This window comes from Spirochaetota bacterium (assembly GCA_038043445.1).
Classification (GTDB): Bacteria; Spirochaetota; Brachyspiria; order Brachyspirales; family JACRPF01; genus JBBTBY01.
The window spans coordinates 25,942-47,542 of the sequence record JBBTBY010000022.1; the positions used below are offsets into that span (position 1 = coordinate 25,942).

Consider the following 21,601-nt stretch of genomic DNA (forward strand, 5'->3'; position numbering starts at 1 on the left):
TCGCTCCTCATCCATGTGTGCATACGTGTTACGCGAGTTCGATAAGCTCCGTCCTGTACTTCGAGAGCATCTCATTGCCGTTCTCCGTTATCCGAACACCGTTCTCCCAGCGCAAACCGAAATCCTCAGAAAGAAGGAACGTGTCCACTTGGAACGTCATATTCGCCTGGAACGTATATGTCGATGATGCTTCCACCCACGGTTCTTCGACCTCTATCATGCCGAGACCGTGCGCAGGACCGTAGAGATAGTTCTTCTCGCAGCCCTTCGCTTTGACGAAATCGTAGAACTTTGCCGTCATTTCGCTCGGCGATCCGCCGCCCTTTATCCATTCATACGATTTGAAATGCGCTTCCAGGCCCACCTCAAGGAGCTTTCTCATTTCGGGTGTCGCTTTGCCCATGACGATAGGGCGTCCGATGGACGGCGAATAGCCGTCGATGCGCGCACCGAGATTGAACTGCACAAGATCGCCCTTTTCGATGACCTTATGCGTGGGACGTCCTATCGCATTATTGCTGTTCTTTCCGGAAAGCACATAGACCGGATGCGCTTCATACTCGCCGCCGAACTCGTAGATGTAGCGCTGTACATGACCGACGACCTCGGTCTCGCGCATGCCGGGCTTGATGATGCCGAGTACTTTCTCGAACACCTTTTCCGAAACGGCGAATCCCTCTTTGAGCGCCGCTATCTCTTCGGCGCTTTTTATCTTCCGCATCTCTGATACTATGCCGGAGCGTGCTATCTCAGCGTTCGGGAATGACTTTTTAAGCGCTTCATATATGGTGATCGGCAGTATCGAATAGCCGCAGACGCCGATCTTCTTGAATGCGCTTACGCCGCCGAGTTTCCCGGCAATGCTCGCAAAGGTGTCCAGTTCGAGGCCGGGATAATTCGGATCTGCAGATTCGCGGTACTCGAGGATCTTGGCGATGTTCTTTGTGGTGGTCGTACGTCCCATAGCGAATGTTTCCGATTCCGGGCCGATAATGAGCACCGGTTCACCGCTTTTCGGAATGAACATGCCGGCAGTCTCAAAGATAGGCCAATAATTGCAGAAATATCGGATATTGGCAAAATCCGCTTCATTGCTGTGGACAAGGATCGCATCCAGCCCGCTTTCTTTTACACGTTTCTGGACCTCAGTAAGGCGTCTTTTGTACTCATTTTCGGTGATCTTGAACATAAAATACCTCGTTTTTTGAATAACTACATCGTTACCGGAAACGATGTAGTAGTAATATACTGCAAATCCATCGGAAGTCAAATTCCGTCGATAGCTCGATAAAGACAGATCATTATTCCGGAACGGAGCTGGAACGAAGGTGATACGAAGCTGTTCAAGAGCCTTTCTGTCACTCAGCCGATCTAATTTATGAAGCGCTCCGATACATGGCTATTATCTTCTCCGGCGGTATCTCGGCGAGTACATTGTGTATCGCGCAGAACACAAAGCCGCTGTCCTGTGACAGATATCCGGCCACTTCGCGTGATTCCCGCTCGACATCGGCAACCGACCCGAGGGGGAGCGTTACCTGCGTATTGACGCCGCCGCCCCAGAGCGCGATGCGCCCGCGGCATTTGTCCTTCCACTCGCGAAAGCTCCGTCCGCCGGCAGACCACTGCACGGGATTGAGCGCATCGAAACCGGTGCTGATGATATCATCGAGTATATCGTAGATCGCGCCGCAGGAATGAAGGAATGTCTTCACGTTCGGCGCCAGTGCATGGACGATCTCATTCGCCCGGCGATAGAACGGTACATAGAGCTCGCGGAATACCCGTGGCGGCAGTATCGGCGCGTTCTGCGTACCCTGATCATCGGAGGCAAGCATGATGACATCGATATGCGGCGCTATTTCGGGGAGAAGGCGCTTTGCGTTCTCAACATTGCGCTCGGTCATGATATCGAAATACTCCTTAACATAATCCGGGTCGGTGAGGCAGAGCATTGACCACGCAGCCATGCCGTGCGGAAACCCGAGACCGAACGATAATCCGTTGAAGAAAATGGCGCGATCGGTCGATGACCGTGCGCGCTTACAATATGCCGCGATGCTCCGTATCCGTTCATCGGAAAGGAGATGCCCCCGGTATGTTCGCGCTTGAGCAAGATCGATGCGGGGGAGCTCCCCCATGAGATCGAGCGGCTGACCGCCGTGCGCGGCATCGAAAACATGCGCACCCTCCGGCATCGTGAGCGTGTTCGGTTCGCGCCCGAGCACGACCGTTGTCCCCGATATCGAATAAGCCAACGGGTCCTTTACGCGAGCTTTCAGCCGGCCGTTGAAATCGTACGGTTTCCAGGAGGCACTGTCATCGAACGCATTGGTATCCGTATCCATGGTCACTTCGGCCACATCGCAGTCAAGTGCATCGAGGACATCGGCGTCCGGCAGCGCGAGCATCTGGCTTGCATCGTGAATGACAGGCGCTCGATACGGGAGCCCCAACGCTTTGACGAGCGAAGGATACGCGAAACAGCTCACCCCGGTAGAGCGCATCCCGCCGAGGTCCTTCGGAAGCCGGTCCGGTTTTCTGAACGAGAGCGAGGCAAGTACCCGTTCGCGTCGTGTCATGGGGAACTCCTTAGGGAATGATGATACGATATACATGCGGGTCAGAAAAGGCCATGACGGGAAAGGAAATAAAATTGACAAATTCGGCAATGGGCGTATACTACCCCCGTGAAGCATGAGAAGCACCGTGATTGCCTTATCCCTGCGTCATTCGACGAATTGTACGGGAAATACCGGGTCCGGGTGAGCACCGGCGCCTACTGCTCATTCTCCGAGCGCACGACGAATTCACCCCATCTTCATTCCGCATATCACGAGATCTGCTATGTGATATCCGGGCAGGGTGATTACTATTACGGCAACGACCACTATCCGCTTCAGGCAGGCGATGTGTTCATCGCCGATCCGGGCATCGTACATGAGATCACTTCGCACAGGACGAAAGACCTCTACCTCGTGTTCTTCACGTTCACCGTGACGCCCATCGAAGTCGCAGTATCCGAGCGCTTCGAGGACATGCTCCTCGATTCGTTCTTTGCCGCGCATACGATCGTCATACACGGGCGCGACGACATCATGCGGCTCCTCCCCGCGGCCGGCGTATCCGTGCGCGGCGGGAGCGGCGGCCAGATACAGAACACCGTCATACGCACCATAGTGCTCGCGCTCATCGATGCGCTCACTCCTTCGCGCGTGCGCCCCGGTAATACGCAGACGGACCACGCAGTGCAGCGTGCGGTCGATTTCATCAGCGGGAACGTCCGCCGACACATCTCCGTGAAAGAGGTCGCCCTCGCCGCGGGAACGTCCGAACGCAATCTCCGCTACCTTTTCAGGCGATCGCTCGGCAAACGTGTCATCGATATCATCAACGAGCGGAAGATCAATCACGCGGCGCATCTTCTGTGCATGCACTTCAAGGTATACGAGATAGCGTCGGCCATCGGCATCGATGACCCGGCGCAGTTCACACGGCTTTTCAAGAGAACGTTCGGCGTTTCGCCCAAGGAATACCAGCGGACGAACGCGCCGGAGAATTCCGTACGGCGGACAACGTTCGTCGCATCCATGGGGAGGCGGTATGCGTAGGCATGTCATAACGATCACCATCGTCGCGGTCGCCGGCATCGTGTTCGCGGCGCTTAACGGCGTGTTCCTCTACCTCTATTCGGAGAACGCGCACCGCTATCCGTCGCTCGTAACGTCGCTCTCGACCATCTCGGCCCGGGTGCAGCGTGCGGCGAAATTGGAGCTCGCGGGGCTGCACGATGAAACGCTCGAAAAGGACATCGATGAACGCCTCTCCGTCATCCTCGAGGACCTGCGCCGCATCCGTTCCGCCGCCACCGATGAGACGCATGAGCGTGCGCTCGAAGTGAAGAAGATGTGGATCGACATCAAGGGTGCTGCCGCCGAGTACCGCGAAAAGAGGACGGACACGGCACGCGATGCGCTCATGCAGGCGAGCGAAGAATATCCATCGACGCTCTCGAACGTTCCGGTGTCGCGCGCGTTGTCGGGCCGCATCTCGGTGACCATCATGCTCCTCGGCGCGCTTATCATCGTCAACTCGTTCCTCATGTACATCGTCATCTGGCGGCTGCGCCTGCGCATCATCGATCATGTCACCCATTTCCTCACGCATGATCAGCTCACGGGAATACTCAACCGCGTCTCCTTCGAGCAGCTCCTCGACCGCGAGATAAGCGGCCACGGCGACCGGTATCCGGCGCACCGCTCATCGCTCATCATGCTCGATCTTGACTGTTATCTGCCGATCGTAAAATCCGCCGGGCGGGATGCCGCCGAGCGGCTTCTCAAGGATTTCACCGCCGTCATACGGGCGCATATACGCCGCACGGACATCTTTTCCCGATTCACCGATGACCGCTTCGTGCTCGTTTCTCTCGGAAGCGACGGCGAGCGGGCATGCGCGCTCGGCGAAAAACTCCGCGCCATGGTCCAGGAACATTCATTTTCCGTCGGGCGTGCGGTCACCATGAGCGTAGGCGTGAGCGAGCTTAAGGCGGATGACACCTCCGCCTCCGCGCTGTCGCGTGTGCACAAGGCGCTCTCGGAAGCACAGCGGGACTCCGGCAATAAGACGGTGCTGAAATGAGTGTGAACATGAAGTCCCGTTCCGTACATATCGTCATCATCGCCGTTCTTGCGGTCGTGTTCGCTCTCCTGAACGGCATGATGCTCGTACGGTATCTCAACGACACGAAGCATTATCCCGAATTCATCACCGCGATCGGCAGGCTGCGCGCCGGCATGCAGCGAAGTGCCAAGCTTGAGATGAGCGGCACCCGTGATGATGCGCTCCTTACGGCGGTCGATACCCTGCTCGAAACGATAGCATCGGAAAAGCGATCGCTCGGGGCGTCGAACCCCGCGATCGATCGTCATACCACCGAGCTCAAAGAGGCATGGGAGCGGATGCGCACCGCTATCCATGCGTTCCGGGAAAGCCCCACGGCGGCGAACCGCGAGGCCCTTCTCAGGGAGAGCGAATCGTATACGGATGCGGCCCGCGGGCTGTCGTTCGAGGCGCAGGCAATGGCGGAGAACTCCAGGCGGACGCTCGTGTTCTCCATCCTGCTCATGGCGTTCAATGCCGCAGCGCTTTCGGGCGCCGTCATCTGGATAAAGATACGTGTGACCGACAGGCTTGAGCATTCCGCGACGCATGACCATCTGACGGGCATCTACAACCGCCGCATCTTCGAACAATTCCTTGAGAACGAGATACGCATCTGCGAACGCCAGAACCGCGAGGGCTACCGTTCGGCGCTCATTCTGTTCGACATAGACCGCTTCAAGAGCATTAACGACACGGAGGGGCACCCCGCAGGCGACGCCGTCCTTAAGTCCATTGCGAACACGGTACGCACCCGCATCCGCAAGGGGGATGTCTTCGGTCGTTTCGGCGGCGATGAATTCGTCATCATTTCATCGGGGAGCGACGATAAGCGCGCGCTCGGGCTCATGGAAAAGCTCAGGAAATTCATCCGAGAGATACCCGCACATGAAAAGGTCGATGTAAGCGCCGGTGTGACCGAGCTTATGCCCGGCGATACGCCCGAATCGGCCCTTGCCAGAGTGGATAAAGCGCTCTATGCGGCGAAAGAGGACGGACGCGGACGCACGGTACGGATCTGAGCGGTCAGGATCTGAAAAGGCCTATCGTTTTATCTTTGCGTACACGCTCTCCGCGGTGAGTCCCATCTTATCGGCGACCTTCTTTGCAGGGCCGGAATGGCCGAACGTTTCTATGCCGATAAGCGTGACATTATTGCCGTAGAGCGCGCGGACACCGCGATGGGATGCCGCTTCGATATACACCACCGGTATGGTGCCGTCGCCGAGAACGAATGAACGATAATTCGCATCGCTTTCGGCGAAAAGCTCGAGCGACGGAACGCTCACCACGCGGACCTTCTTATTGTCGCGCGTTTCAAGGAGCGCACCCGCGCCCATGGCGAGCGAAAGTTCGGAGCCCGACGCCGCGAGTATCATATCCGGCTTGTCATTGGGCTTCGTCTCGTGGAATACATACGCACCCTTCTTGAAATCCTCGTAGAACTTCGCGTGGTCCTTGATGACCGGATACGCCGACGGCTCGATGTTCTGCCGTGTACAGAGAATGGTCACCGGGCCCTTCGCCTCTTCAAGAAAATAGAGATAGGAAAGCGCGGTCTCGGCATCGTTGCCCGGGCGGAAGACGGTAAGATCAGGAATGAGCCGAAGCGCATTGAGATGCTCTATCGGCTGATGCGTCGGGCCGTCCTCGCCGACATAGATGGAATCATGCGTGAAGATGAACAGATGCTTCAATTTCATTATCGCCGCGAGGCGCACCGGCGGCTTCATATAATCGAAGAACGTGAAGAACGTCGACGTGAACGGTATGAGCGAGCCGTTCAGCGCCAGCCCGTTGCCGATGGAACCCATCGCGTGTTCGCGCACACCGAAGGCGATATTGCGTCCGGTAAAATCGTTCTTCGTAAGATAGGGAGAGCCCTTTACCGTCGCTTTCGTCGATTCGATGAGGTCGGCCGAGCCGCCGATGATCTGCGGTATCGCTTCCGCGCAGAGATTGAGCACACGGCCGCTTATATTGCGTGTCGCATCCGGCTTCTCTTCCCTGTAGGAAAGAAGCTTTTCTCTGAGGTCCGCCGGTATCGAAAAGTCCATGTACTTTGAGAGCGCATCGAAATCCTTGGGGAACTTCGTCTTGTACGAGGCGAGCATCACTTCCCATGCATCGTAGGACTTTTTATTCTCCTGCGCACGCTCCTTCAGGAACGCGTATTCATCCGCGCCTTCGACGGGAAGCTTTTTCTCATTGACGGCCTTCTCACATACTTCCTTGAGCTTCGCGGCATCGTCGACGATATTCTTGCCGAACGTCTTCTCGAAGAGCCTCCGCACCGTCGATGTCTGTATGAAGTGTACGATCTCGTCCACACCGGCAGGCGCGCCGTGCACCTTGTTCGAACCGCGGAGCTTCGCGAGCCCCTCGCCGATGACCGTGGTGACGATGCAGAGCTTCGGCTTGCCCTTGACGTTGCGGATCTTCTCGATGGTCGTGTAGAGGCAGTTGAGATCGTCCGCGGCACAGCGTTCGACGTGCCAGCCGAGCGCTTCATAGCGGCGGCCCACGTCCTCGGTGAACGTGATATCGGTCTTGCCGTCGATGGTTATGCTGTTGGAATCATAAATGGCGATAAGGTTATCGAGCCCGAGATGCCCCGCAACGGAAGCCGCTTCGTAACTGACGCCTTCCATATTGCAGCCGTCACCCATGAGGGTTATCACATTGTAGGTGAAGAGCGGGAAGAGCTCGCGATTGAATTTCGCCGCGAGCATTTTCCCTTCAATGGCGATGCCGACCGCGTTCGCGAAACCCTGCCCGAGCGGGCCGGTCGTCGTCTCTATACCGAGATTGATATCGTATTCAGGGTGGCCGGGCGTGAGACTTTCGAGCTGCCGGAAATTGGCGAGATCGTTCAACGCGATCTTATATCCCGCCGTATGGAGAAGCGAGTACAGGAGCATGGACCCGTGACCGGCCGAGAGTATGAAGCGGTCGCGGTTTATCCACTTGGGGCTTCCCGTATGATAGCGGAGCACATAGCGATAGAGTATCGCGCCGAGATCCGCGCAGCCGAGCGGGAGTCCCGGGTGGCCCGATTTGGCGTTCTCAACGCCGAAAAGCGCGAGATAGCGGATATAATCGCCGGCTTGTTTTGTACGCGTGGTGTCTATCGATGCCATTGCTCAACTCCTTGCGAAAGTCCGGCAATTGTATCGAAACGGGGGGTTTTGTCAAACGAGCAGTCTCGAAAAGCGTATCGAAAAGCGCATGCGGTAAAACGCGTACACTTATGCGGGAATGGGGTGAGTGTGTTTTGCGACACGTAAATTTCTATTGCGGGAAATGTCAGCAGCGGAAAAACACTGGATGTCAGGAGATCGAAAATTCCTTCTCGAGCAGCCGCTGCAGCAATGCGATACGGGCTATCGCCGAGCGGAGCGTATCATGCTCGAATTCGTTCATGCCCTTTACCGCGATACGATTATCCGGCTCGCGGCGTTCTCGTATGCATCGCATCTGATGACGGATGCGCATGTCCATGAGCGCGTCGTATGCATCGATGATGGCCTCACCATCGGAGGGCGCACAGATGCCGTTGTCCTTCATCCACGCGATGCGTGTACGCGTGTCCATAGCGGATAGCCCCGCATCAAGCGCGAACACACGCGCCGTATCCACCGCTGCGAGCATGATCTTCTTGAGATCGATGACATCGATACCGTCAACGGTCTCCGACAAGAGCGCACCGAGCCCACCGACAGGAAGCCGCCGCCCATGTGCGATGCGCGCGAGGTGATGCATGAGCGGTTTTTTTCCGGGCAGGACACGCAGTATATGCGCACGCAGATCATCGGCAAGGGCGCTCTCAGCGCTCACGGCGCGGAGATCGAAGAAAATGCTGAGATCAAGGATATCCTCGGGGTCGCCGGTCGCCGCCCACGCGGAATAATATTCCTTCCAGCGGGAAAGCGGTGCGCACCATCGTTCGCTCTTGGCCATGATGCGCCCGTCGCAATAGGCATATCCCGTTCTGTTAAGGAGCACGCACACGCGCTGACCGAGCTCCTGGAAATAGCCGCCGCTTCCGCCGTCCTGATATATTATCGCATTATCCTGATCGCTCACGAGCGTCTGCTCCCCGCGCGCAACGCTGCCGAGCGTTATGAACGAGTACGCGCAGGGAGGAGCGCCGACATCGGCTTCTGCGAGCGCGCAGTACCGTTCGATTATCGTACAGGCAACAGCGGTACAGATGCGGACGAGCATGCGCGGTGCGATGCCGGCATCACACTGCTCTCCGGCGATGAGCGGTAAACGGTCATGGAGCGAACGTATCTCTTCAGCGCTCCTTGCTTCCCGTATCGCCTGTATCAATCCTCCGGGTGATGTGTTCCGCCGCGACGGATCTCGATAGGACAAGCCGGTGACGCCCTGTGCACTGCGGAGGGCGACCCAATCCGTACGCCCCCTGTCCGCTGCGATATCGGCCTCGAACGCAAGCGCTCCCTCCGGCACGACGGCCACCGGCGCGCGCATGATCTCATACGCAGCCGCATCATCCCCGCCGCGAGCGGCCCATTCTCGTATAGTACGATCGGTGATGATGCCGAGCATTGCCTGTTCTTCGCCGGCCACGATGACCACGCCGAAATCGGACGCATCCATCTGCCGGACAATATCCTTAACGCGGTCGGTATATCGGACGAAAAGCGCCTGCGCACTTGCTGCGACCGGCATGCACGCAGATACCGTACGATCATCGCCCGCGGGACCGTCGTGGCCTGTCGGCGAGTGATCATACGCGGTACGCGCCGGGGCATCGCCGGCCGCCGTGCTCCTGAGGATGATGATGACGCCGTCGCGGTCCGCGAACGACACCGGTGTTGCGATGACAAGCGCGTCGAACGGTATGCCGCTTTTTGTGCGTACGGGGGATTCGAACCGTGCCGGCATGCGTTTCCCCGCTGCCGCCCAGGCGGATGCCGCATCAGCCGTGAAGAGACCATCGGGATCGAGCGCGGCGAATTCCTCCTCGCTCCACCCGAGCATGGTACGCGCCTGCGCGTTCGAGAATATGATGCTCTTCCCCGAGCACATGAGTATGCCTTCGGTGGACGCTTCGACGAGGAGGCGATATTTTTCCCGTGCTGCACGGAGGCTCTCCTCGGTAAGCATCCTTCGGCGGTCCAATCTGAACCCGACGCGCGCAAGATAGGCGAGTATCAGCGCGACGATAATGGTAATGCCGAACGAGATGAATATCAGCCGCTGTTCTATCCGCGCGATCTCGGCCTTCACATCCTCGATGTACATGCCGGTGCCGATTATCCAGCCCCAGGGAGCGAACCCTTCGACATACGAGAGCTTGGGCACAACGTTCGCCGGGTCATCCTTCCATTGCCAGCGGTAGTCGACATACCCGCCGCCGTTGGAACGAACGACCGCGACAAAAACATTGAAAAGCTTTTTCCCGCCGGGATCGGTGAAGCCGGCAAGATCGGTGTCGTTAAGGTCGGTGCGGTAGGGATGGATGATCATGCGCGGGTGCATATCCGTTATCCAGAAATAATCCTTCACTTCCGGTCCATAGCGCATCTGTCCTATGAGCTTCGCCGCTTCACGGCGGGCGTCATCGTCTGTCATGCGCCCGGCGCGTGCATCCTTTTCAAGGCGTGTCGCCACGCTCACCGCAGAACGCACAAGCTCGCGTATCATCTCCCGTTTTCGGTCCATGATGATGTCCTCGTATTTCGGTATGATGAAACCGAATATGAGCGCGCTGAAGAGCGACAACGCCAAAGCGGCGGGGAGCGCTATCTGCATCAGGAACGTGCGAAGCTGCTTGAGCGTCCCTGTGTTCGCTGATGATGACACGTTACCGAGCGCCGCGCGCAGCCGCCCCGCCTCTCGGCGTATGAGCTCGGCGGACATCTCGCGATACTCGAAGGAGATCGCCGGGACAAGATCGTGATCGGCACAGAGCCCGATGAAGCGGCGCAGTGCTGCATCACCGATCGGGTCATGCGCATCATCGGCACCGTCATTCGTGTGGATATGGATGTGACGGATATGATGCGACAGATTGAGAAGCCATTCCTCGATGACCTGTTTTGAATTAAGGTGATGATGGCCGAGGTCAAGACAGATGCCGATGCGCGGGGAATCGACCGCGCGTATGAGCGAGAGGAGCGGCCGATAATCGTCCTCAAGCACGTTCTCAAGCGCGGCGGTGATCCCTGCCGATTCGATGTCGGTGCGGATGCCGCGCCAGAACTCGGTAAGCCGTTCGATGTCGCCGGGCGTGGAAGCCGCAGGATCGATACCGCTGTGAAAGATAATGGTCGAAGCGCCGAGCGTCTTCGCTGCCGCGGTCATACGGCGGTAACGGTCGAGAAGCGTCTGCTCGCTGATGCTGTCCGCTCTCGGCGGGACGCAGGCATGGAACGCAACAGGGCCGTGAAAGCGTAGAAGCCGTTCACGATACCGTTCCGTTATCGATGCGGCGGCGTCATCGTCCAGGTTAAAGTGCAGAAGGTCCTGTATCTCGACACCGACGCCATGCTCGTCGAAATAGTAGGGATCGAACTGATCGATGCTTTGTACGGCGACAAAGATACGCAGATCGGAGACGGTCCTGCGATACTGATGATTGCGCACGGCCTTCATGATACGAAAAAGTATACGCCTTCGGAACGAAATAGCAATGTCGTCAGCAAGCGCGCGGGGCTATTCCGCCCCGTGTCCGAGGTATGTCCTTAACTTTTCATCCTCGAACTTTTCCTCCGCCTTCTTTTCCTTCGTCACGAGCGACGCGACGATGCCCGCGATGAACGCCGCCGTCATTGAGATGATGGCCGGGTTCTTGAGCGGGAATATCGGCGATGGGTTCTTCATGATATCGACCCATACCGTGGGGCTCAGTATGATGAGCCCGACCGAGAGTATCGCACCGGTCAGTATCGACCAGACCGCCCCGGCGGTGGTGAACTTTTTCCAGAGTATCGACATGAGAAGCGCCGGGAAATTCGCGCTGCAGGCGATGGCGAACGCGAGACCCACCATGAACGCGACGTTCTGCCCTTTGAAGAGGATACCGAGGAGCACCGCGATGATGCCGAAGATACAGGTGGCTATACGCGCTACCCTGACCTGCTCTTTTTCGGTCGCCTTCCCTTTTTTTATCACATTGACGTAGATGTCATGTGAGAACGCCGATGCGCCTGCGAGGGTAAGTCCGGCAACGACGGCAAGTATCGTTGCGAACGCTACTGCGGCGATGAAGCCGAGGAACGGTGTGCCGCCGAGAAGTTCAGCCACAAGCGGTGCCGCCATGTTGCCGCCCTTGTCTATCTTCGAGATGATATCCCTTCCGACAAGCGCAGCAGCGCCGAATCCGACGATAGGGATGATTATATAGAAGTACCCGATGAAGCCGGTAGCGTAGAGCACCGACTTGCGGGCGGCCTTCGCATCGGGAACGGTGTAAAAGCGCATGAGAATATGCGGAAGCCCGAGCAGTCCGAACATGAGCGCGAGCCCGAGCGATATCGCATCGATCGGATTTGATATCAATCCGCCGGGCTCAAGTGCCGCCTGGCCGTACTGTGTCGCTACGGCGCCATAGAGCTCGCCGGGATTGAAATGGAATTTCGCGAGAACGATGAAAGCGAGCACCGATACACCGAGGACGAGGAGCACCGCCTTGATTATCTGTACCCAGGTGGTGGCGATCATGCCGCCGAAGAGCACATACGCAAGCATGATGATGCCGACGATGACGGCGGCTATCTCATACGGAATACCGAACATGAGCTTGATGAGATTGCCCGAGCCGACCATCTGTGCGATGGTGTAGAAGAGGACGGTCAGAATGCCGCCGAAAGCCGCGGCTATGCGAATGGGGGTGTTCTTCAGGCGGAATGCTACGACATCGGTGAACGTGAATTTGCCGAGATTGCGGAGCGGCTCGGCAATGAGGAACATGAGCGCGGGCCAGCCGACAAGCCAGCCGACAGCGTATATCATGCCGTCATATCCCTTGAGGGCGACAAGACCGGCGATGCCGAGGAACGATGCGGCGCTCATATAGTCGCCTGACAATGCGAGCCCGTTCTGGAGGGCGCTTACGCTTCTGCCCGCGGCATAATATTCGGAGGATGTTTTCGTTTTCTTCGCCGCCCAATAGGTTATCACAAGTGTAATGGCAACGATACCGAAAAAGAACAGAATGGAGGGGAGCGTGGGAGAGCCGAGCGTGGTAGCTTTCGCCGCTGGTGCGGCGGCGGCGGCGGCATCTGCGAACAGAGAAAGCGATGATATGCCGGCAAGTATGACGAAGAATGCCTTTTTCATAGTGTTATCCTTTGACAAGCTTGGTTTTCAAACGTTTGACTTCGGGGTCATGGGCATTGTTCGCCCAAATGATATAGATGAACGTGAATATCCATGACAGCACAATAACGCCGATGCCGATGGGTATGCCGATAGTGGTGAACTTGGCTATCTTCTGAGACATCAGCGGTTTATTTACCGAGATGAGGATAATGTAGCCGTAGTACAGGATGAATTCGAGGACGGTCAGCGTGAAGGCCACCATCCATCTGCTTTTGACAAGCTTCTTGAAGTCAAACGAGTCCAGCATTTTTTTTGCCGCAGCATTCATGCGATATGCTCCTTGCACCCATTGTGGCGCGTCGTAACGCAACGGCGTGCAATTGCATACGCATTTCTGCATCGCCCCGAACATAAAAAACGAATTAATACTATCGGCATGATAGCATTAATATGAATTTATGTCAAAACGCGCATGGCGAATGCCGCGAAAACAACATGCGATATTCCCTGTACGCCCATGAACAACGAGACTTCATCTGGGCCGATGTCAAGGTCGGATATACTTCAGCGCCAGTGCTTCTCAATAAGCTCGCGGAGTATGCGCACCGCTTTTCCCGGGCGGCTTTTCTCTCCGGAGATGGAATACACATCGCGGAATACAACCTCAAGCGTACCGCCCTTGGCCGCGGTCAGTGTTTTCGCCATATGCTCACGATATCGCGCTTCGTCAAAGGCACCGACACCGATGAGCGTCGGGTCGGGTTTCCGTGAGTAGATGATGCGTGAACCGCGAAGCCGCTCGCCCATGAAGTTCTCGTTGCACCATGCCGATATCGATACTTTGCGGAGATTCGGGAGCTTTGAAAGACAATCGTCCCAGATGGTGTGCACCGGCTCGCAGCAGCCGTAATAGACAAGCCCGCATTCGGCGGCAAGCTCGCGGTATGTGGGGAAGATGAGATCAGCGTACATGGACGGCGACACGGATATCGTTTCCTGGGAGTTCATGTTCACCCAGAGGTCAGAAAGTTTCACCCCGGCTGATACATCGTCTTTCGGGAGTTCATCGGTGAAGCCGTAGCTCCCGGCACCCGCGTACTGATTGCCGTTGTTGAGCGTAAGGAGGCCCTCATACTCGAGCCAGCGAATGAAGCGCCGCGCATCGTCGCGAAGGAAGCGATAGAGATCGCGTACGGCATCGGGCGTGTCTATGAGCGCCATGCAATAGCGCTCCATGCCCATGAGCCGTATACACTTCGCGGAAATCCCCAGATACCAGTCAAGTATGCGATTGGTACGCCGAAGGGGGAGTATATCGCCGAGAACGTCTTCAGCGAAGGCCATACGCTGTGCCGCCATTTCTCGGTTCACTGAGAAAACGGACGGCTTGAGGATGTGAAAGTCGCGGATAAGGTCGGTGATGGGACTTTCATCGTGATAGCCGAGTTCGAGTCCGCGCGCGTCTTTTACCCGTGAGCGCGATATGTTCAGATCGAATTCTTTGAACGAAATATCCGCTTCATCAATGGCGAGCCATGGCGAGATGACCTTATCATCGTCGATGAGCTCGTGATTGAGTATCGGTTCGATGAGCTTACGCTCGATACGCGCTGCCTCGGGGCTTTCACAGCGGAGCGCAGGCAGGAAATCGGCGGCAAAAGAACCGACTTCCATGACTATCATGGGGCTGCCGGCCGATAGTGAATTATGCGCATACCAGCGCTTTTCACGTTCGGCCATCACGGGAAGCGCGGCATAGTCGCGGTACTTTTTCGCCAGATCGCGCAGATACACGCGTTCACTTTCGGTTATGGTGAACATACTTGTTCGTTCCGCTGCTGCTTGCATGGGGAACTCCTTGAAATTCTTGATATGTGATATATAATAGCTTTATATTTATCGAATAATAGGTGCATATCGTGATAATATGTATGGATATGTGATATGGTCATTCATCACTGGGGCGTACATATAGCGACCGCGGGGGATATAGCGCTTCCCCGCACCCGGCTTATCTATGAAAGCACGGTGACCGGTACCCCGTATCGATACGCGGGCAAAGATAGAAGCGATACAATTTCGCTTTTCCAGTATACGATATCCGGCAGCGGCATGTTCTCAGATGAGCGGGGCGAGCGATCATTGTCCGAAGGTGAAGGATTCCTCGTCAATCATAACGACCCCTCGTATGTGTACTGGTATCCGAAGGAATTCCGCACGCCGTGGGTAGTGCTCTGGGCCTCGTTCGAGGGCGGCGGTTATCGCGATATGGTCGCCGGGCTTAATCGCGCTTTCGGCCGCGTGTTCTCCCTCCCGAGAACGTCCCCGATAATACGCAGTATGCGCACGTATAATCCCGGGGCGGTACGTACGATACAGCAGAGCGCATCGGAAAGTGCGCGCATCGCTTTCGATCTGCTCATCGCACTCGCCGCATCCACCGGGGCGTCGCTCGCACACGACGCCGGCGATATACTCATCCGGCGTGCGCTCGAATTGCTCAATGCGGATGCCGGACGGCTTTTTACATCGTCCGAACTGGCAGCGCGGCTGTCGGTGTCCCGCGAGCATTTAAGCCGCGTATTCCGTGAACGTCTGAAGACATCGCCCTATGACCACATCATCAGGCAGAAGATGGAGCTCGCGAAAATAGATCTGCGCTATGGGGGGGCCACGGTGCAGGAAATTGCGCGTCGATACGGCTTTCCGGCCGCAGCGCGTTTTTCGTCGTTATTCCGAAGCATTATGGGAATGACACCGCGCGAGTGGCGCAAGCGGGGCTGAATCCTTTCACTCGTGTCGTAAGCCATTGACGGGGTGCTCCCGGGGAGTATACTGAGAACAGTTGTTCCGTCGCGATCGGCTGCCGTGTTCTATGTTGAGTTGAGACAGGGGTGGGCAATGCCGGAAGAGATATCATTCGTTGTCAACACGATGATGCTCCACGTCAGCCGCGAGGGCTTCGTCGATTACTGCAACAATGCATTCATAAAATTCGTCGGTCTCCCAAAAGAACAAGTCATCGGCGCCGTATTCGAATCGATAACACGTCTTCCCGGCGGGGAGATATTCAAGGGCATTGAGCTCCCCGGCCCGAAGGAAAAAAAACTATTCAGCGGCACGAACGCCGGCCGGACATTCGAGATAAAAGCGATAGGCGGCGGTGCCGATATCACGATAAATAAAAAGAAGAAGCAGGACTGTAAGCCGCATTCTGTCGCGCATGAACATTTATCTATGCGGTCTACCCGGACTTACGGAAAGGATACCGAACGTCCTGTTTAACCTTGCCTCGGGCGGGGTTTACCATGCCGCAACGGATCGCTCCGTGCGCGGTGCGCTCTTACCGCACCATTGCACCCTTACCGTTTCCGGCGGTCTGTTTTCTGTTGCACTTTCCATCGGCTCACGCCGTCAGGCCGTTAGCCTGCGCCCATCCCTTTTGAGGTGCGGACTTTCCTCAGCGGACCATTGGCCCGCCGCGTTCATGCATCCTGCTTCTTCTTTTGTTTCAGAGAACGTCAAGCTGTGTGCCCGGAGCGGAATTGAACCGTGCCCCGAGCCGTTGCCCCGAGCATGTCGAGGTGGGAGCCGAGGGGCAACTACGAGAGACCCAACCGGCGCTCTTTCTTGATCTTGCGCTTCAGGCGTTTTTCCGCCTTCTCGCGTTTCATCTTGCGCTCGAGCGAGGGTTTCTTGTAGAACTGCTTCTCCTTGATGTCCTGGAGAATGCCTTCGTTCTCGCACTGACGGCGAAAGCGCTTGACCGCTGATTCGACCGACTCGCCTTCGTTGATGACGACTTTGGCCACTGTAAATCACCTGCTTTTTTTAAGGTTATTAGCGGAGAAGGGACTCGAACCCTTGACACTCGCCTTATGAGAGCGATGCTCTACCGACTGAGCTACCCCGCCGCATTCACGGGAACAACGGCCGTGGCCCGAACGCTTCCAGACCACGACCGATTAGCGGGGGTAGGACTTGAACCTACGACCTTTGGGTTATGAGCCCAACGAGCTACCAACTGCTCCACCCCGCGGTATTGAGGTGCCCCTGAAAAGGGTATTCGAGTATACTATTGTAAAAAAATAATGTCAAGCGCGAAATGATCGAAAACGGAGAGTATTGCGAAAATGGCGTACGCACGAGTATATGTAGAAATGGTGTAACAAAGCGAGAGAAAGGAACAGAACAAGGTCATGACCCCTTGTTCTCTCTTTTCGCGACAGTCTCAATGTTTAAGGTGCGGCGATTCGGAATGCTGTTATCAGCCGCCGAAACCGCCGGAGATGATAGCGCGCTTCAGGAGCATGAACAGCCAGGTAAGCACCTGCGGCAGTATGTTCGCAACGACGAAGAGGAATATGAAGGGCGATATATCTATCACGCCGATGATGAGCTTCTCACGAATGCTGCCGAACACGCGGTCGATGACGCCGTCGGTAGCCGCGCTCACGATGCGTATGAGCGTATTGTCGGGATTGATCTGCACGACGCCGAAGGCCTGAAGCCAGCTCATGATTATCCATGCGAGCCAGAGGAGCGAATAGAGATAGAGCCCCCCGATGACGATGTACTGTACGATATCGATGATGGTGATGATGATGCCCACGGGAATTCCTGTTATTTCATTTCAGCGAATGAGGCATCGCGTGTCGCATCGATGCCGACGATGGAGGTGAACTGCATGGTCTCGAACACGCCCTTGAGCTTGCCGCCGACGGCGCAGAAGCGCACCACGCCGCCCTGTTCAAAGACCTTTTTCAGAAGCTGCGCGATGACGCCGAGCCCATAGGAACAGATATAGTCCGTATCGCTGAAATCCACAATGTACTTTCGCGAACCGTTGTCGAAGGCGTCATTGAGCTTTGCCTCAAGGATATCCACATCGTCGATAAGGACATTCCCGCCCAGCGCGACGACCGATATCCCGTTCACCGAAATCACCGTTATCATTGCGCACTCCTCGAACGGGGCATATTCTAGCTCACTTCCTGTTTTTTATCAATACGATGCGCCGCCCGCCGTTCTCATAGCGGTATTCGTCGGTGTACATCTCGATGAGGGCGATGCCCCGACCGCTCCCGCGATAGATATCCGGCGCTTTCCGTTCGTCCGCCGCGCGTGAGGCGTATTGAAAACCTTCACCGTCATCCTCTATCGTCACCGTTACGCGCACCGCATCGATGGCGATGTTCGCGCGTATGTGGTTCTTTTCATCGCTTTTATTGCCGTGCAAGTGCGCGTTCATCATGGCCTCTTCGCAGGCGACGGAGAAACCGCTCCCGGCACGCCCGAGGCCGTGGAGGGCGAACATATCCGCCGCATAGGTGGAGAAAAGCCCCACGCTCTTCACGCGCGAGGGGAAGTCGAAACTGAAGCTCGCGGTGAGGTAGGGGAAGATGTCCTTTTTCTGTTCGCGCTTGAGATAGATATCGCGCGCCGCGGCAACGACGCGCTTGACCTCGTCGAAATCGTAAGGCTTGACGATGAGGTCGTACACATTCTGCTTTATGGGAAAAAGCGTATCCTCGATGCGCGATACGTCACAGGTAAGCACGATGGGCACATGCGCCGCCTCAACGAGCTTCTCCCGCCAGAAATCGGAAAGCTCGGATATGCGGTTCACATCGGCTATGATGACGGCGTAGCGGTTCTTTTCAAGTTCATGCACCGCTTCGCGCGGGTCGTTCTTCTCTACGGCGACGAACCCCGCAGCCTTGAGCGGTGCGAGGAGGTTGCCGGCGAACGATTCATCCTCGATGATGAGAACATCTTTCATGCGGACTATCTGCTGACGTAGACGATGCCCTTTCGCACGATGCCGGCGAACTCGCGTTTCGTCGTCGGGTTCATGAGCTTCACGCGCATGTTCTCGCCGGCGTCGGCGAGCGCGGTCGCTTTCACGGAAAGCATTATCGCGCCGTCGTTCATGTGCACGTCAACCGTATCCCCTTTGTGCACCGCGATCGTATCTGCGAGGTGGAAGCGGCGCACGATATTATCACGTTTAATATAATACTTCGTCATGCGATTTGCAAGCTCGGCCGCATCGGTCACGCTGTCCGCCGGTATGCGGTCAGAGCGATATTCCCTGGCCTCGCAGAGGTCGCTCGTCATCGCCGTGTTCTTATCGATATACGCCTTTGCCGTGAGCACGGTCTTGACGGTATACACTTCCACGAGCGTTTCGAACCAGTTCTCGCGTTTGCCGTCGCGCGAAAGCACGTCCACACGTATGCGCTGTGTGCCGACCATTTTTCCCTGACCGAACACGAACGAGAGCGTATTATCGTTGCGCATCGTTATCACGGGGAGCTTATAGAGGAATTTGACGCGGAACTCGCTTTTCTTCGCGCCACCCGGGACGATAGCATCGAGGAGTTTATCGGCAACGAATGCTCTCCAGGGATCGGTATCTGTTGTGTTCGCATCGTCACGCGTCGGCATATCCGTTCCTGTCGATATGCTGCGGGGTGCGGCGGAAGCTGCTGCGGGCGGCGTCTCGGACCCTGAGGCTCGTGATGCACCGGGTGAGATCACGATACGGGACCCGACCGCATCAAGGTCGATGCCGGAAAGCTCGCGATTGACCTGTGCAAGCAGGAATGCAAGTGTTACCGTCGTCGTTGTCGTCGGCCTCGGCATGAGCACCGGGTTCGCGATGTCGCCGTCGGAATGGAATGCATCGAGAAGTCTGACATCGCCGGAAACGGAGATATGCTGCCTGAGCGTGAGCGTGAGCGCAAAAACGTATGCTGGTATTATCGTGAGAATGATGATAAGGCAAAGCCGACGCATAACTACCCTCCGAGAACGACTACACTGTCGATTATCGGCCTGCACACCGGCAGCTTAAGCGCTTTTTCTGCGGCCTTATTATGGAAGAACATCATAATCGGCATGCCCCGGTATTGACGATATATCCAATCGGGGTATACTGGCGCACCCTGTTGATGAGGAGAAACGGCCGTATGTATCGTCAGCTCGCCTTGATCTTCAGTCGTCTCGCGGTGCCTGCCGTGCTGCTTTTCACCGGTATGTCCGCCTTCGGTACGGGCGAAGAATATCGGATGAAGATCGCATATAATGGCAGCATTATCGGTTCCAACCATGTGCGCATCACCCATCGCCCGGGGGGCGAGGCTGATTATATCGTGAAGATAAATGCCGTTATGCCGATATTGTTCCTCACCTTCACGCTGGACCGCACATCATATTTCACGCTCGATAAGAAACACATGCTCGTCACCTACAGCAATGTATCGCGTACCACATTCCCGGGATATGAATACGATATGTACGCGACGAATTTCGGTTCCAATGTCGTCATTCATATCATACGCGGCACATCCACTGAAACACGGGTGGTGAACGCCGATGCATACGATTATCTGACCGGCGGACGGTATGCCGATAAGATCGGGCCGGAACGCACGAACGCAACACTGCGCTTTCTTGATCTGGACAGCATCGATGTCTATCCAGCCGATTTTTCGTTCGTAACCAACTACACGAAATTTATCGGCGGGAAGAAAGAGGAGATATACGAATTATCCATGCGGTCGGGCTTCCTCTCGCAGCGGGTGACCGTTATGACGCGCGTCGATATACCCATACTGCTCGAGCTCTATCTCCCGTTCATCGGCTGGACGCGTACCGAGCTTACGGGGACGACGATAGCTGATTCGCTCATGCCGGTACTTCCTGCAAGTGCCGGCAAGGATGCCGACCGTGTTCAGCATTGAAGAAAGCATACACAAGAATTTCCGTTTTCGCACGCTCTTTGCCGCGCTCTTCCTTTCTATTTTGAGCCTGCTCCTGTTCCATTTTTTTCCCGGGCTGAACGACCAACTCATGTACCCGGCATGGTTCCCGGCATCGATCGCAGCGTTCGGACTTGTCACATTCCTTATCCCGCTGGCTATCGTGAAGGCGCTCGGTGCGTCGCATCGGGTAGCGCATGCAGCGTATTTCTTCAATGCGACGACATCGTTCATCGTGATACCGATACTGCTCCTTGTTTTTTCAAGGACGTTCACCTCGTTCATCTGGATAGCGCCGAGCATTTCATTCCTCATCGTACGCATGTATCACAATAATAAGCGGTGGATGCGTGTGCTCTCGCTCCTGACGCCCGGCATCGCCTATTGCGGGCATGCGCTCTACTGGAACCTTATCGTCCGTGATCCGTTCCGTCCCGAGGCGCTCATATTCGCCGCCGGCGTCACATTCCTCTACATCTATTCGGTGTACTATTTCATGGAAGTGCGCCGCGAGAACAGATTGTCGGCCATCTCCCCGAAGGAGAAGAAGCGATTCTTCGCGAGCTTCAATCTCACCCCTCGCGAAGAGCAGATCGTCGAGGAGATACTCACCGGATACTCGACGAAGGAGATCGCCGCTCGCTTTCCGATAGCCGCCGGCACGATCAAAACGCATACGAAGAATATCTATAAAAAAATGGGTGTGAACACCCGCCTCAAGATCATCACGAAATTCCTCGATTTCTCACCCGACGAGAAGCAGTGAGGAATGTCCTACCCCATCAGGGATAGATGAAAACTACCCCCTTTGGGGTATTGTCCACTTTTCAGAATCAGATACCATGGCCGGCATAGCATGGAATAGGTATAAAATCATC

The 21,601-nt window shown here is 56.2% G+C and carries 18 protein-coding genes, 2 tRNA genes and 1 other RNA gene; 6 read left to right on the top strand and 15 right to left on the bottom strand.

From position 1 onward, the window contains the following. Positions 1–28 precede the first annotated feature (28 nt). Positions 29–1,189 (bottom strand): Xaa-Pro peptidase family protein, encoded by a 1,161-nt coding sequence (locus tag AABZ39_03345; protein MEK6793786.1) that lies wholly within the window; start codon positions 1,187–1,189, stop codon positions 29–31. 187 nt (positions 1,190–1,376) lie between these two features. Beyond that, positions 1,377–2,582 (bottom strand): uroporphyrinogen decarboxylase family protein, encoded by a 1,206-nt coding sequence (locus AABZ39_03350; protein ID MEK6793787.1) that lies wholly within the window; start codon positions 2,580–2,582, stop codon positions 1,377–1,379. 108 nt (positions 2,583–2,690) lie between these two features. On the opposite strand from AABZ39_03350, the gene AABZ39_03355 reads away from it, so the two are divergent. From AABZ39_03355 to AABZ39_03365, 3 genes are read left to right on the top strand one after another with little or no spacing between them, the layout of a single operon-like run. Beyond that, a complete protein-coding gene (locus AABZ39_03355) occupies positions 2,691–3,611 on the top strand; it encodes an AraC family transcriptional regulator (protein MEK6793788.1) in 921 nt (306 codons plus the stop codon). Then, positions 3,604–4,641, top strand: a complete 1,038-nt coding sequence (locus AABZ39_03360) for a GGDEF domain-containing protein (protein MEK6793789.1) — start codon at positions 3,604–3,606, stop codon at positions 4,639–4,641. The genes AABZ39_03355 and AABZ39_03360 overlap by 8 nt, the downstream gene beginning before the upstream one ends. A gap of 8 nt (positions 4,642–4,649) precedes the next feature. Continuing rightward, a complete protein-coding gene (locus AABZ39_03365; GenBank protein MEK6793790.1) occupies positions 4,650–5,684 on the top strand; it encodes a GGDEF domain-containing protein in 1,035 nt (344 codons plus the stop codon). Positions 5,685–5,705: 21 nt separating this feature from the next. Here AABZ39_03365 and AABZ39_03370 read toward each other — a convergent pair whose 3' ends face one another. From AABZ39_03370 to AABZ39_03390, 5 genes are all read right to left on the bottom strand, one after another. After that, entirely contained in the window at positions 5,706–7,802 is a 2,097-nt protein-coding gene (locus AABZ39_03370; protein MEK6793791.1) for a transketolase, read from the bottom strand. Between the two features lie 190 nt (positions 7,803–7,992). Next, the gene (locus AABZ39_03375; protein ID MEK6793792.1) at positions 7,993–11,289 is read right to left on the bottom strand and encodes a DUF294 nucleotidyltransferase-like domain-containing protein; all 3,297 of its coding nucleotides are present in this window, start codon (positions 11,287–11,289) and stop codon (positions 7,993–7,995) included. A 60-nt stretch (positions 11,290–11,349) separates the two neighbouring features. Continuing rightward, complete coding sequence (locus tag AABZ39_03380; GenBank protein MEK6793793.1) at positions 11,350–12,975, bottom strand: sodium/solute symporter; 1,626 nt, start codon at positions 12,973–12,975, stop codon at positions 11,350–11,352. 4 nt (positions 12,976–12,979) lie between these two features. Beyond that, positions 12,980–13,285, bottom strand: coding sequence for a DUF485 domain-containing protein (locus AABZ39_03385; protein ID MEK6793794.1), 306 nt, complete (start codon positions 13,283–13,285; stop codon positions 12,980–12,982). Positions 13,286–13,521: 236 nt separating this feature from the next. Beyond that, on the bottom strand, positions 13,522–14,805 hold the full coding sequence (locus AABZ39_03390; GenBank protein MEK6793795.1) for a hypothetical protein: 1,284 nt from the start codon (positions 14,803–14,805) through the stop codon (positions 13,522–13,524). Positions 14,806–14,901: 96 nt separating this feature from the next. Between AABZ39_03390 and AABZ39_03395 the strand changes: the two genes are divergently transcribed. After that, positions 14,902–15,741 carry an AraC family transcriptional regulator gene (locus AABZ39_03395; protein MEK6793796.1) on the top strand — a complete coding sequence of 280 codons (840 nt, stop codon included), beginning with the start codon at positions 14,902–14,904 and terminating at the stop codon, positions 15,739–15,741. A 403-nt stretch (positions 15,742–16,144) separates the two neighbouring features. Here the strand turns inward: AABZ39_03395 and rnpB are convergent. The 8 genes from rnpB to flgA form a co-directional block, all read right to left on the bottom strand. After that, positions 16,145–16,458, bottom strand: an RNA gene (rnpB, locus tag AABZ39_03400) — RNase P RNA component class A. Between the two features lie 101 nt (positions 16,459–16,559). Further along, positions 16,560–16,769 (bottom strand): 30S ribosomal protein S21, encoded by a 210-nt coding sequence (gene rpsU / locus AABZ39_03405; protein MEK6793797.1) that lies wholly within the window; start codon positions 16,767–16,769, stop codon positions 16,560–16,562. Positions 16,770–16,798: 29 nt separating this feature from the next. After that, positions 16,799–16,871 (bottom strand) — tRNA-Met (locus tag AABZ39_03410). 52 nt (positions 16,872–16,923) lie between these two features. Further along, positions 16,924–16,996: transfer RNA gene (locus AABZ39_03415), tRNA-Met, on the bottom strand. A 228-nt stretch (positions 16,997–17,224) separates the two neighbouring features. Continuing rightward, positions 17,225–17,569, bottom strand: coding sequence for a YggT family protein (locus tag AABZ39_03420; protein MEK6793798.1), 345 nt, complete (start codon positions 17,567–17,569; stop codon positions 17,225–17,227). Between the two features lie 11 nt (positions 17,570–17,580). Beyond that, entirely contained in the window at positions 17,581–17,913 is a 333-nt protein-coding gene (locus AABZ39_03425; protein ID MEK6793799.1) for an STAS domain-containing protein, read from the bottom strand. A 31-nt stretch (positions 17,914–17,944) separates the two neighbouring features. Continuing rightward, entirely contained in the window at positions 17,945–18,739 is a 795-nt protein-coding gene (locus AABZ39_03430; protein MEK6793800.1) for an ATP-binding protein, read from the bottom strand. A gap of 5 nt (positions 18,740–18,744) precedes the next feature. Next, the gene (gene flgA / locus AABZ39_03435; GenBank protein ID MEK6793801.1) at positions 18,745–19,758 is read right to left on the bottom strand and encodes a flagellar basal body P-ring formation chaperone FlgA; all 1,014 of its coding nucleotides are present in this window, start codon (positions 19,756–19,758) and stop codon (positions 18,745–18,747) included. Between the two features lie 173 nt (positions 19,759–19,931). On the opposite strand from flgA, the gene AABZ39_03440 reads away from it, so the two are divergent. Beyond that, positions 19,932–20,705, top strand: coding sequence for a hypothetical protein (locus AABZ39_03440; GenBank protein MEK6793802.1), 774 nt, complete (start codon positions 19,932–19,934; stop codon positions 20,703–20,705). Then, entirely contained in the window at positions 20,692–21,489 is a 798-nt protein-coding gene (locus AABZ39_03445) for a helix-turn-helix transcriptional regulator (GenBank protein MEK6793803.1), read from the top strand. Before AABZ39_03440 ends, AABZ39_03445 begins: the two co-directional genes overlap by 14 nt. Positions 21,490–21,601 lie beyond the last annotated feature (112 nt).